At 73.9% G+C, this 11,791-nt stretch carries 12 protein-coding genes; 8 read left to right on the top strand and 4 right to left on the bottom strand.

Annotated elements, in window-relative coordinates; genetic code table 11:
• Positions 1 to 382: ALF repeat-containing protein (locus ADK41_RS22440; protein ID WP_199821849.1), on the bottom strand; the 382-nt coding region annotated here is incomplete at its 3' end.
• Between the two features lie 256 nt (positions 383 to 638).
• The gene (locus ADK41_RS22435) at positions 639 to 1,211 is read right to left on the bottom strand and encodes a hypothetical protein (protein ID WP_030829734.1); all 573 of its coding nucleotides are present in this window, start codon (positions 1,209 to 1,211) and stop codon (positions 639 to 641) included.
• A gap of 282 nt (positions 1,212 to 1,493) precedes the next feature.
• On the opposite strand from ADK41_RS22435, the gene ADK41_RS22430 reads away from it, so the two are divergent.
• From ADK41_RS22430 to ADK41_RS22400, 7 genes are all read left to right on the top strand, one after another.
• Positions 1,494 to 2,348: a bifunctional methylenetetrahydrofolate dehydrogenase/methenyltetrahydrofolate cyclohydrolase gene (locus ADK41_RS22430; protein WP_030829736.1), complete on the top strand. Its 855-nt coding sequence runs from the start codon at positions 1,494 to 1,496 to the stop codon at positions 2,346 to 2,348.
• Positions 2,338 to 2,829 carry a DUF3017 domain-containing protein gene (locus tag ADK41_RS22425; RefSeq protein ID WP_030829739.1) on the top strand — a complete coding sequence of 164 codons (492 nt, stop codon included), beginning with the start codon at positions 2,338 to 2,340 and terminating at the stop codon, positions 2,827 to 2,829. Before ADK41_RS22430 ends, ADK41_RS22425 begins: the two co-directional genes overlap by 11 nt.
• Positions 2,830 to 3,338: 509 nt before the next feature.
• A complete protein-coding gene (locus ADK41_RS22420; RefSeq protein ID WP_078662029.1) occupies positions 3,339 to 4,517 on the top strand; it encodes a helix-turn-helix domain-containing protein in 1,179 nt (392 codons plus the stop codon).
• A 437-nt stretch (positions 4,518 to 4,954) separates the two neighbouring features.
• Complete coding sequence (locus ADK41_RS22415; protein WP_030829745.1) at positions 4,955 to 5,944, top strand: malate dehydrogenase; 990 nt, start codon at positions 4,955 to 4,957, stop codon at positions 5,942 to 5,944.
• Between the two features lie 170 nt (positions 5,945 to 6,114).
• Positions 6,115 to 7,848 carry a hypothetical protein gene (locus ADK41_RS22410; RefSeq protein WP_030829748.1) on the top strand — a complete coding sequence of 578 codons (1,734 nt, stop codon included), beginning with the start codon at positions 6,115 to 6,117 and terminating at the stop codon, positions 7,846 to 7,848.
• Between the two features lie 2 nt (positions 7,849 to 7,850).
• A complete protein-coding gene (locus tag ADK41_RS22405; RefSeq protein ID WP_030829751.1) occupies positions 7,851 to 8,204 on the top strand; it encodes a hypothetical protein in 354 nt (117 codons plus the stop codon).
• A gap of 10 nt (positions 8,205 to 8,214) precedes the next feature.
• Positions 8,215 to 9,222, top strand: coding sequence for a hypothetical protein (locus ADK41_RS22400; protein ID WP_030829754.1), 1,008 nt, complete (start codon positions 8,215 to 8,217; stop codon positions 9,220 to 9,222).
• 140 nt (positions 9,223 to 9,362) lie between these two features.
• Here ADK41_RS22400 and ADK41_RS22395 read toward each other — a convergent pair whose 3' ends face one another.
• Complete coding sequence (locus ADK41_RS22395; protein ID WP_030829756.1) at positions 9,363 to 9,815, bottom strand: carboxymuconolactone decarboxylase family protein; 453 nt, start codon at positions 9,813 to 9,815, stop codon at positions 9,363 to 9,365.
• Positions 9,812 to 10,312, bottom strand: coding sequence for a carboxymuconolactone decarboxylase family protein (locus ADK41_RS22390; protein WP_030829759.1), 501 nt, complete (start codon positions 10,310 to 10,312; stop codon positions 9,812 to 9,814). The genes ADK41_RS22395 and ADK41_RS22390 overlap by 4 nt, the downstream gene beginning before the upstream one ends.
• Positions 10,313 to 10,358: 46 nt before the next feature.
• Here ADK41_RS22390 and ADK41_RS22385 point away from each other — a divergent pair, with 46 nt between their 5' ends.
• Positions 10,359 to 11,744, top strand: a complete 1,386-nt coding sequence (locus ADK41_RS22385; RefSeq protein ID WP_030829761.1) for a PLP-dependent aminotransferase family protein — start codon at positions 10,359 to 10,361, stop codon at positions 11,742 to 11,744.
• The last annotated feature ends 47 nt before the right edge of the window (positions 11,745 to 11,791 follow it).

The following is an 11,791-nucleotide window of genomic DNA, read 5'->3' as shown; positions in this document are numbered from 1 at the left end:
AGATCTCCTGCTTGACGCGCTTTCCGGCGTAGGGCTTGCCGAGGATGGTGAAGAGGGCGACCTTGTCGTCTTCGTACTGCGCGAGCCGGTAGCCGGTCTTCAGGAACGTCCGCATGTCCTCCAGGGTGCCGTCCAGGGCCGCGTTGGCGTCCCGTGTGACGCGCTTGCCCGCGTAGGGCTTGCCGAGGAGCGTGAGGATGGCGGCGCGCAGCTCATGCTCCGACATCTCGTCCACCGGCGTACCGGGGTCGTCGGCGCCGGCCGCCGCTGTGGCGGCGACGGGAGCCGGCGCCGAGTCAGCGGCGAACGCCGGACCGGTGAGGAGGAGGGCCGGCGTGAGTGCGGTGGCGGCCACCAGCAGAACACCACGGGTCAGTCTCATACGTGAACCTGCCTTGTGGGTAAGGGACTTCACGGAAGGCGGCGATCGCCGCCCCGTGCACCCTCTCATCACCCCGGCCCGAAGATCACTGCCGGGGACAAGCAGTCCTGACGCCCCGTCGTTGCCGGGTGACGATGCCGGTGGACACGCCGCCGCGCCGCGTGACGCGGCGCCCGCCACCCCGGACGCACCAGGGCCGTGCCTCCCCGGGCGGGGGAGGCACGGCCCTGGCGGCGGTGTGCTCGGGCGGTCGCCCTCAGTAGCGCGGGCGCTTGAACCAGGCGCTGCCCGCGGCGTTGCCGACGAACACGGCGATCAGGATCGCCAGCACCGTGTGGATCAGTCCCACGAGGATGAAGGGGTAGATGCCGAGGATGGCGGTGATGATGCCGAAGACCAGCGCGGTGACGCGGACGCCGTTGCCGCCCTTGCCGAACTTGAGGGCCAGCACGAGCGCGAACACGCCCCACGCCAGCGCGAACACGGTCAGTCCCCAGAGCAGGCCGGACGAGTAGTCGGCGAGCTGCTCGAACGCGGGCTCCTCGCTCAGCGTCGGGTCGTCCTTCGCGGCCTCCACGCTCGCGGCGGTGATCGCGAACAGTGCCACGCCGATGAGCTGCAGGCCCACGATGACCCACAGCAGCACGCGTGCCGTGCTCACCGTTCCCGGCATGGACGTGGGCGCCGGGGCGCCGGAGTAGGCGCCCACCGGCGGCGCCGCCGGATAGCCGTACCCCTGCTGGGGCTGCTGGGGCTGCTGGGGATAGCCGTAGCCGGGCGGCTGACCCTGCGGGGCACCATAGGGATTGTTCGGGTCGCCGTAACTCATGGCGGTTCTTCCTCCGTTGCGCTTCAGGTGCGGGGACGACGCGAGACTCGGCGCGGAGGAAGTTCTACAGATGCGGTCCGTCCCCCCGGTTCTGCCCGCGGCACTGTGCCCTCATCGTTCTTGACCGTTCCTTTCCTTGTCCAGGCGTAAGCCGTATGTGTTGTGCAAGTGCAACCTCACGATCTTGGCCGGAAACGGGTGATACGTGATCGGAGGGTGTCGCGGCCGCCCGAAATGCGAGCGGATTGGAACCGGGGCCCGGTCATCCGCGAGGATGGGGCCATGACCGCCCAGATTCTCGATGGCAAGGCCACCGCAGCCGAGATCAAGTCCGATCTGACCGCCCGCGTGGCGGCGCTGAAGGAGAAGGGCGTCACGCCCGGCCTCGGCACGATCCTCGTCGGGGAGGACCCCGGCAGCCAGAAGTACGTCGCCGGAAAACACCGTGACTGCGCCCAGGTGGGCATCGCCTCCATCCAGCGCGAGCTGCCGGGCACGGCCACGCAGGAGGAGATCGAGGCGGTCGTCCGCGAGCTGAACGAGGACCCCGCCTGCACCGGTTACATCGTCCAGCTGCCGCTGCCCAAGGGCATCGACGAGAACCGCATCCTCGAACTGATGGACCCGGGCAAGGACGCCGACGGTCTCCACCCGATGAACCTCGGCCGTCTCGTCCTGGGCGAGCCGGCCCCCCTGCCCTGCACCCCCAACGGCATCATCACCCTGCTGCGCCGCCACGGCGTGGAGATCAAGGGCGCCGAGGTCGTGGTCGTCGGCCGCGGCGTGACCATCGGGCGCCCGATGCCCCTGCTGCTGACCCGGCGCAGCGAGAACGCCACGGTGACCCAGTGCCACACCGGCACCCGCGACCTGGCGGCCCACCTCCGGCGCGCGGACATCATCGTGGCCGCCGCGGGCAGCGCCCACCTGATCCGTCCCGAGGACGTCAAGCCCGGCGCGGCCGTCCTCGACGTCGGCGTCTCCCGCAACGCCGAGGGCAAGATCGTGGGCGACGTCCACCCGGGCGTGGCCGAGGTGGCCGGCTGGGTCGCCCCGAACCCCGGCGGCGTCGGCCCGATGACCCGGGCCCAGCTGCTGGTCAACGTGGTCGAGGCGGCGGAGCGCAGTGTCGGCTGAGCGCGGCGCCCCGGACGCCTCCGAGGAGCGTGCCGGGGACATCACGGTCCGCGACCCCGTCAGCGCGCCCGACGCCGAGGGCAGGCCGCGCCGCACCACCCGGCGGTTCCCGCTGTTCACCAGGGACACCGCGCGCCCCGAGGGCGGGGGCAGGGCCGCCCCCGGCGACGCCCCCGCGCCCGCCCGTCAGTGGCCGATCCTCGCCGTGCTGCTCACGGTCGGACTGGGGCTGCTGCTGACCGCGCTGGACCAGTTCCGGCTCGGCACGCTGCTGGTCGGCGCGGCCCTGCTGGCCGGTTCCCTGCTGCGCTGGCTGGTGCCGGACGTCGGCATGCTCGCGGTGCGCTCCCGCTTCACGGACATCGTCACGTACGCCGGGCTGGGCCTGGTGATCGTGTTGCTGGCGCTCATGGTGCAGCCGAAGCCGCTGCTGGAGATCCCGTTCCTGAAGGACACGCTGCACTTCACGGTCGACGGTTAGCCGGAGGCGGAGCGCCGCGAACGGCGGCCCGTCCACACCCCCGTGAGAGGACGGGCCGCCACCGGGGACCACCTTCCTGCACCGCGAAGGGCCCGTTCAACGGCTGTTCGGCCGCTGTGGCACGGAAGTGACCATTCCGCTACGCTCCCCGGAATCCCCGTACGGCCTTGCGACGCTTTTGCGGGCGACCGGCCGGTGTCGATGCGGGGACGAAAGCGCGGTCGCGCGACGCGGGGGTGGGACGGCGGACCGGCGTGGACGAACGGGACGGTCCGGACGTCCCGCCCGGGTCCGTTCGGCCGAGGGGGCGGCCGGTGGGACACTGGAGCGCGCATGAGGAGGCGTGCGACGGCGCCTGCCCGCGGCTCCGACGCTCCCGTGCGCCCCCACCCCGGGAACTGAGACCCTGCCCGGCGGCATCCTCGTGGGTAGTCACGACGAGGACTCGGCGAGGGGCGCCATGCGCGAGGGAACAACCAGCACCAACCGGGGGGAAGAGGGGGGAAACAATGCCTCGTTGGAAGGCCTTGCCGGATGAACTCGATCCACAGATCAGGGAGTTCACGAGTCAGCTCAGGCGGGTCGTGGACCGCAGCGGCCTGAGCGTCGCGTCGGTCTCCGACCGCACGGGCTACAGCAGGACGTCCTGGGAGCGTTACCTGAACGGCCGGCTGCTCGCCCCCAAGGGCGCGATCGTGGCCCTGGCCGAGGTCACCGGGACCAACCCGGTGCACCTCACCACCATGTGGGAGCTCGCCGAGCGTGCCTGGAGCCGCTCGGAGATGCGTCACGACATGACGATGGAGGCGATCCGGATCTCGCAGGCGCGCGCCGCGCTCAGCGAGCTCGCCGGCCCGTCCTCCGGCTCGGGCGGCGGATCCCCCCGCAAGGGCAAAGCCGCGGTCCGGCCGGGCGTCGCGGGGCCGGCCGGGGTCGTACCGAGCGTGCCGCCGCAGCCGACCGCCGCGGACGTGCGCGACGCCACCGGCGGCGTACGGGAGGGCGGCGCGCGGGGCGGTGGGTCCGGGACGAACTCCTGGGGGGTCGCCGCGCCGGCGGACTCGCCGCGGACGGGCCGTCACGCCCCCGGGGCCGCGGCGGGCGGAGGCACGCCCGGGCCCTCCGGCATGTACGGCGCACCGCCCCCGGACGCGCCCGGTCACGGCCGCCAGGGCGCCGGCCGTTCCGACGGCAGGCGGCGGACGTGGACGTTCGTCGCCGGAGCGATGGGAGCGCTGGTGGTGGTCGCCGCCGCGTTCTACGTCACCGGCATCGAGGGCGACAAGAGCAAGGACGAGGCCCGGACGTCCCCCTCGCCCACCGCCACCGCCCGTGTCGACCTGCCCCCCGGCGTGAAGTGCAGCGGCGACAGCTGCGCGGGCAAGGACGCCGAGGCCATGGGGTGCAGCGGCGACCTGGTGACCACGACCCGGACCGCGACCGTCGGCGCCACCACGGTGGAGGTCCGCTACAGCGAGACCTGCTCCGCGGCCTGGGGGCGCATCACGCAGGGCGCGCAGGGGGACGTGGTCGAGATCGGCGCGGGCACGGCGAAGAAGCAGAGCGACAGCATCACCGCCGCCGGCGACACGGTCGCGTACACCCCGATGGTGCCGGTGAAGAAGGCGACGGACGCGAAGGCCTGCGCGGTACTGGCCGCCACCGGTGAGAAGGGCTGCACCGAGTAGCGTCCCCGCGCACGGCCCCGCGCGCCACATACATGGGTCCGTACGGACCCATATATGTGGGGGAAGCGTGGTGATGCGCATGGAGCGGCGAAAGGCGGGCAGGGGGAAAGTACCCCCCCACGGGAGCCCGGCACGGTCGGTCCCCGACGGCGGTCGCCCCGTCCCCACCTCTCCCGGACGGAGCGGCCGCCCTTTTATGCGCCGCTCGGCTACCCGTCCACCCGGACCGTCACTCTGTGGGACGGGCCACAGGGAGCCCGGCCGTCCGCGCCCGTGGATGCGCGATAGCCTGGCCGCTGGATCTCTCTTGACGCCAAGAGATCGATCATGCGAACCGATGATCGATCATCGTGGTGGACGCCGGTCACGAGCCGGAGCGGGATCCCGCACCCCGGGGCAGGGACCGCCCCACCGCCAGCTGTCATACGGAGAACGCCATGACCCGCACTCCCGTGAACGTCACCGTCACCGGCGCGGCCGGCCAGATCGGTTACGCCCTGCTCTTCCGCATCGCCTCCGGCCAGCTGCTCGGCGCGGACGTGCCGGTCAAGCTGCGCCTGCTGGAGATCACCCCGGCGCTCAAGGCCGCCGAGGGCACCGCGATGGAGCTGGACGACTGCGCGTTCCCGCTCCTGCAGGGCATCGACATCACGGACGACCCGAACGTGGCCTTCGACGGCACCAACGTGGGCCTCCTCGTGGGCGCCCGCCCGCGCACCAAGGGCATGGAGCGCGGTGACCTCCTCGAGGCCAACGGCGGCATCTTCAAGCCGCAGGGTCAGGCCATCAACGCCCACGCCGCGGACGACATCAAGGTCCTGGTCGTCGGCAACCCGGCCAACACCAACGCCCTGATCGCCCAGGCCGCCGCCCCGGACGTCCCGGCCGAGCGGTTCACCGCCATGACCCGCCTGGACCACAACCGCGCGCTGACCCAGCTCTCGAAGAAGACCGGCGTCCCGGTCTCCGAGATCAGGAAGCTGACGATCTGGGGCAACCACTCCGCCACCCAGTACCCCGACATCTTCCACGCCACGGTCGCCGGCAAGAACGCCGCCGAGGTCGTGGGCGACGAGAAGTGGCTGGCCGAGGACTTCATCCCGACCGTCGCCAAGCGCGGTGCCGCGATCATCGAGGCCCGTGGCGCCTCGTCGGCCGCCTCCGCCGCCAACGCCGCCATCGACCACGTGCACACGTGGGTCAACGGCACCGACGAGGGCGACTGGGTCTCCATGGGCATCCCGTCGGACGGCTCCTACGGCGTCCCGGAGGGCCTGATCTCCTCCTTCCCGGTCACCGTGAAGGACGGGACGTACGAGATCGTCCAGGGCCTGGAGATCAACGAGTTCTCCCGCGCCCGCATCGACGCCTCCGTCAAGGAGCTCGAGGAGGAGCGCGAGGCGGTCCGCGGCCTCGGCCTCATCTGAGCCCTTCCACGGCCTCCGCGGGGCCCCGTGCCGGTTCGTCCGGCGCGGGGCCCCGCGCGTCCTCGTCCCCGTACGCGACCTCACCCGGCAATCCGGTTCGCCGGCACGCACGCTTCCCCTATGCTGATCCCCCGTCACTTCGAGTGTCAGCCGCGCATCGGGGGATCCGCGTGAGCACTGCCCACGTGCCGCAACAGCCACAGCACACCGGCGCGGCGCCGCCGTCCGACCCGCCGCCCACACCACCGCACGCCAGCGAGGCGTCCCGCCTGCTGTGCGCGGGCGTCTACCTGGACTCCGGCTACCGCGACCAGGTCATCGAGCAGCTCTACCTCCACGAGCAGCGCGTCGTCGCGCCCTCGCTCGGCTTCGACGCCGCCCGCGTCCTCGCGCACGCGCTGCGCGCCCGGCGCCAGGAACTGCTGTGGGCGGCGGCCGTCCTCGGGCTGTGGGTGGTGGGCGTACCGCTCAGCGGCGGCCTGCTCGCCTTCCTCCTGTGGCCCAGCCTGCTGCTCGCCGTCGCGCCCCTGCTCCGCGGGCGGGCCGCGCAGCCGCCCTGGTACCGCTGGCTCGCCGCGTTCCTGACGCGCTGGAGCGGCCGGGTGCTCACCGCGCTCGCCCTGCTGACGCTGGCCACGGTCGCCCTCGGCGGCGGCACGGACGACGACTCCGGATACGGCTCCGGGTACGGCTCCTCGTACGGCTCCGACGGGGACGACGTGCTGGAGTCGCTCACCGACTCCTTCGCGACCCTGGCCGAACCGTGGCAGGCCTGGTTCGGGATCGGTGTGCTCGTCTGCGTCGGCCTGTGCGTCGCGGCCCGGCGCAGCCAGTTCGCCCGCGTCCTCGCCGCCGAACTGTCCCCGCGGCGTTTCCCGGACGCCGCCGGCGACCCCGCCGAGCAGGCCGAGGGGCAGCGGCTGCGGCGGCTGACGCACCGCATCCGGCTGGAACAGCACACGCCGCTGGTCATGTACCACGAGGCGCGCCCGTTCTGCGGGGCGGGCGAGGCGTACGACACCTGGGTGCTCGCCGTGGAACTGCGGCCGGACGAGGAGAAGAAGCAGCAGCCGCTCGGCAACCGCGCGATCCTCGACCGGATCCGGCCGCTGCTGGAGCAGCTGCGCGTGCCCGCCGAGCACGCGGGCCCCGGCGTACGGGACCGGCTGCGCCGCCTGGAGATCGACGAGTGCGTGTTCCTGCCCGTCGAAGGGCTCCTCACCCGCGACCAGGCGCCCTACGGCCCGGCGGAGTTCGAGCAGCACCGGGGGCGGGCCGTCGAGGAGGGCGGCGAGAAGCGCCGGCACTTCCTGCGCATCCGCGTCGGCGGCTGGGAGGAGGAACTGGTCGTCACGGTCTTCGTGCGCGTCCACACGCAGGGCCGGATGCTCATGCTGGAGATCGCCCCGCACGTGCTGACGCCGGTCCGCGCGGACTTCAAGGACGCCGACCGCACCTCGCACCGGTTCCGCAACGACAGCCCGTTCGGCCGGATCGCCGGCGCGGCCGTCCTGGTGCCCGGCTCCGCGGGCCGCTCGCTGGTGACGCTCGGCCGGGGCGCGGTGTACGTGTGGCGGCTGCTGACCGGCGGCCACGCGCACGCGCTGCCCGACGGGCCGGCCCTGTCGGTGCGGGAGCTGGCCTCGGCGCCCGCCGGGTCCACCTTCCAGGAGATGGACGCCGCCCGGTACCTCAGGAGCGTCCAGGACCGCATCGGGCGCGGGGTGCGGCTGGCCCTGGCCGACGCGGGTTACGAGACCGGCGAGTTCGTCCAGAAGATCGTCAACATCAGCAACGGCGCGGTGCACATCGGCCGCGCCGACAACTCCTCGTTCGCCTTCGGTGACCACGCGCGCGCCGAGACCACGATCGGCGGCCCCCAGCCGCAGAAGGGATCCGACTAGCGATGGCACCCGACGAGCCGAACGTCAGCATCGGCCGCGCCGACAACTCCTCCTTCGCCTTCGGCGACCACGCCCGGGCCGAGACCCGCAACGCCGCCCCCGCGGCGCGCGACGAGTCCGCCGAGCAACTGCTGGCGGCCGTGCGGGAACTCCGCGGTGACCTGGCCCGGCTGCGGGAGAACGAGCAGGCCGCCCGGCTGGACGAGACCCTCGCCCAGACCGAGGAGGAGATCACCCGGACCGGAACGGCCGGCGAGGGCCGCCTCCGGCGGCTGCGGGAGGTGCTCACGGACGCCCAGAGCATCCTGACGCTGTTCGCGTCGGCGGGGGCCGTCGCCGGACTGCTGGGAATGTGAGAGGGACGGGATGAGCGGGGGACAGCGGTACTGGAACGAGGACACCCAGCGCTGGGAGGACGGCGGCGACGCCGCCGCACCGGTCACCCCGCCGCCCCCGCCGCGCCCGGAGTTCCTGCCGTCCGCCCCGGGCGTGCCGGCGAGCGCGGCGCCCGCGCCGGACGACGTGCCGGCGGGCCGCGTACCGGCTCCCGCCGCGGGGCACGGAGCCTGGCCCGGCCCCGAACTGCCGCACGGCGCCGCCCGGCCGCCCGCCGAGCCGGCGCCGCCCGCCGGGCGGGGCCCCGGCCGGCGGCTCCTGTGGGGCGTGCTGGGCGGGGCCGCCGCGGCCGGGGCCGCCGTGGCGCTGCTGCTGCCGCCGCTCGTCGACGGCGACGGAACGGACGGCGGGCCCGGCTCCCGCGACGACCACGCGGCCACCTCCGGCCCGGCCCCGGCCGGCGGCGCGACCCCCGGCCCGTCGGACGTGGGAACGGCCGCCGTCGAACCCACCGACGACGTCACGGACTCCCCGTCCCCCCGGGCGTCCGGACTCCCCGCCGACTACGAACTCCACACCGACGCCGAGGGCTTCACCATCGGCCGCCCGCTGGGCTGGACGCGTGAGGCGGTGGCCTCCCGGCACGGCATGGACGTCGTCAACTACCGCAGCGCCGACGGCCTCCACCGCCTCCAGGTGTACGAGGTCGCGGAGTCCTCCCCCGAGGAGTCCTTCGACCTGTTCCTGTCCGACAGCACGCCGAAGGCCGACGGCTTCGAGAAGGTCGCCCTGGAGCGGGTCGAGGAGGCAGGAGTCCTCGGGCTGCGGCTGGAGTACCGGGCCGACTCCCTGCGGGGCGAGCCGGAGGCCGGCGGCTGGCACGTCCAGGACGTGCGCTTCCGCGCGCCGGGCGACGGCAAGGTGTACGCGATCGCCGCGTACGGTCCGCCCACCGACGGCATCGACCCCGAACGGCACCTGGCGCTGACGGCCCTCGCCCACTTCTGTCCCCCGGACACCACCTGCCGGCAGGGCTGACCGCCCCCGGACGAACCCGGGCCTTCCCCCTCTCCCGGCCCCTGGTCCACGACACCGCGAAACGCGGCGGCGCGGCGGCGGGCACGTGGGTGGACGGACACCGGGTCACATGGCGGAAGTGGCTGTCCCGACCTCCTGGTTCACCACTCGGTGGAGCCCGGGGGGATCCGCCGGGCGACCATCAGCCGGTTCCAGCTGTTGATCACGGTGATCAGCGCGACGAGGTGGGCGAGCCGGGCGGCGTCGAAGTGCCGGGCCGCCCGCTCGTACACCTCGTCCGGCACGAAACCGTCCGTCAGTACCGTGACCGCCTCCGTCAGCTCCAGCGCGGCCCGTTCCCGCGCGTCGAAGACGTCGTCCCCGGCCTCCTCCCAGGCGTTCAGCAGATCGAGCTGCGCCTCGCGCACCACCCCGTCCTCGCGGGCGATCGCGAGGTGCATGTCGAGGCAGAACGCGCAGTGGTTGAGCTGCGAGGCGCGGATCTGGACCAGCTCGGCCAGCCCGGGATCGCCGAGGCCCTTCTTGGCGGCGGCGCCCACCGCCCGCAGCGCGCCGCGGACACCGGCGTCGAGGCGGGTCGTACGAGCCGTCACGCGCGCTGCCCCGGCGTGTAGTGACCCGGCGTCATCCGGCAGGTCACGCCGAACCGGTTCCACGCGTTGATCACCGCGATCGCGGCGATCAGCTGCGCCAGCTCCGGCTCCTCGAACCGCTTGGCGGCCCGCTCGTACACCTCGTCCGGAACGAAGCCGTCCGTCAGCACGGTGACCGCCTCGGTCAGCTCGATCGCCGCGAGCTCCTTCTCCGTGTAGAAGTGCCGCGACTCCTCCCACGCGCCGAGCTGCACGATCCGCTCGACGCTCTCGCCCGCCGCGAGCGCGTCCTTGGTGTGCATGTCCAGGCAGAACGCGCAGCGGTTGAGCTGCGAGGCGCGGATCTTGACCAGCTCGTACAGCGTGGCGTCGAGGCCCTTCCTGGCGGCGGAGTCCAGCCGGACCATCGCCTTGTAGACCTCGGGGGCGTGCCGGGCCCACTCCAGCCGGACGGGCGGCTCGGCGGCGTACGTCGTGTTCGTCTCGGTAGTGCTCATGCCTCGACCCTAGAAGTGAGGCAGCCCAGCGGTATGGTCCACTTCCATGGCGGAACGCTGGGCCACTTTCGGCATCGACCTGCACCTCGAACCGGCCGGTCCCGGCCTGCGCCGCGGCCTGACCGACGCCCTGCGCGAGGCCGTCCGCACCGGCCGGCTCGCCCCCGGCGCCCGGCTGCCCTCCTCCCGCTCCCTCGCCGCCGACCTGGGCATCGCCCGCAACACCGTCGCCGACGCCTACGCCGACCTGGTCGCCGAGGGCTGGCTCACGGCCCGGCAGGGCTCCGGCACCCGCGTCGCCGACCGCGCGGTACCCGGCCCGCCGGCCCACCGGCCCGCCCCGCGCCGAGCCCCCGGCCGGCTTCCGTACGACCTCGTCCCGGGCACCCCCGACCTCGCCTCCTTCCCCCGCGCCGAGTGGCTCAAGGCCACCCGCCGCGCCCTCGCCGCCGCCCCGCACGACGCCCTCGGCTACGGCGACCCGCGCGGCCGCCCCGAACTGCGCACGGCCCTCGCGGACTACCTCGCCCGGGTGCGCGGCGTACGCGCCGATCCCGAACGGATCGTCGTCTGCCCCGGTTTCGCCGGCGGCCTCCGCCTCCTCTGCGAGGTGCTGCGCGCCCGCGGCGCCCGCACCCTCGCCGTGGAGTCCTACGGACTGGGCGTCCACTGGGACCTGGCCACCCGCGCCGGCCTGACCACCACCCCGCTGCCCTTCGACTCCCTCGGCACCCGCGCACAGGACCCGGGTGACGCCGACGCGGTCCTGCTCAGTCCCGCGCACCAGTTCCCGCTGGGCGGCGCCCTGCGGCCCGAGCGCCGCGCCGCCGTCGTCGACTGGGCCCGCCGCACCGGCGGACTGATCCTGGAGGACGACTACGACGGCGAGTTCCGCTACGACCGCCAGGCCGTCGGCGCGCTCCAGGGCCTCGACCCCGACCACGTGGTCTACCTCGGCACGGCCAGCAAGTCCCTCGCCCCCGGACTCCGCCTCGGCTGGGCGGTCCTGCCCCCGGCCCTGGTCCCGGACGTCGTGGCCCACGGCGGCGGTCGCTCGACCGGCGTCCTCGAACAGCTCACCCTCGCCGAGTTCCTCGCCTCCGGCGCCTACGACCGCCACGTCCGCGCCGCCCGCCTGCGCTACCGCCGCCGCCGTGACCGCCTGGTCGAGTCCCTCGCCGCCCGGGCCCCCGACGTCCGGATCACCGGCATCGCGGCCGGCCTGCACGCCGTCCTCCGGCTCCCGCCCGGCACCGAGCGGTCCGTGGTCCAGGCCGCCACCTGGCAGGGCCTCGCCGTCCTCGGCCTCTCCCGCTTCCGTCACCCCGCCGCCGACACCGTGGCGGGCGACGCCCTGGTCGTCGGCTACGCCACCCCGCCGGACCACGCCTGGGCCGGCGCCCTGGACGCCCTGTGCCGGGCGCTGCCCTGACGCACCGAACCGGCATACCGCGTCAAGGTTCGCAAACCGACGGCGGG

The sequence above is a fragment of the Streptomyces caelestis genome (assembly GCF_001279005.1).
GTDB classification, from domain to species: Bacteria; Actinomycetota; Actinomycetes; order Streptomycetales; family Streptomycetaceae; genus Streptomyces; species Streptomyces heliomycini.
Note: the sequence above shows the minus strand (reverse complement) of the source record. Positions and strands in the feature narration are given on the sequence as shown.

Excerpts from the sequence above, each read along its gene's own strand:
- ADK41_RS22435 (WP_030829734.1), bottom strand. The coding sequence starts at position 1,211 with ATGAGTTACGGCGACCCGAACAATCCCTATGGTGCCCCGCAGGGTCAG.
- ADK41_RS22430 (WP_030829736.1), top strand. The coding sequence starts at position 1,494 with ATGACCGCCCAGATTCTCGATGGCAAGGCCACCGCAGCCGAGATCAAG.
- ADK41_RS22420 (WP_078662029.1), top strand. The coding sequence starts at position 3,339 with ATGCCTCGTTGGAAGGCCTTGCCGGATGAACTCGATCCACAGATCAGG.
- ADK41_RS22415 (WP_030829745.1), top strand. The coding sequence starts at position 4,955 with ATGACCCGCACTCCCGTGAACGTCACCGTCACCGGCGCGGCCGGCCAG.
- ADK41_RS22405 (WP_030829751.1), top strand. The coding sequence starts at position 7,851 with ATGGCACCCGACGAGCCGAACGTCAGCATCGGCCGCGCCGACAACTCC.
- ADK41_RS22400 (WP_030829754.1), top strand. The coding sequence starts at position 8,215 with ATGAGCGGGGGACAGCGGTACTGGAACGAGGACACCCAGCGCTGGGAG.
- ADK41_RS22390 (WP_030829759.1), bottom strand. The coding sequence starts at position 10,312 with ATGAGCACTACCGAGACGAACACGACGTACGCCGCCGAGCCGCCCGTC.
- ADK41_RS22385 (WP_030829761.1), top strand. The coding sequence starts at position 10,359 with ATGGCGGAACGCTGGGCCACTTTCGGCATCGACCTGCACCTCGAACCG.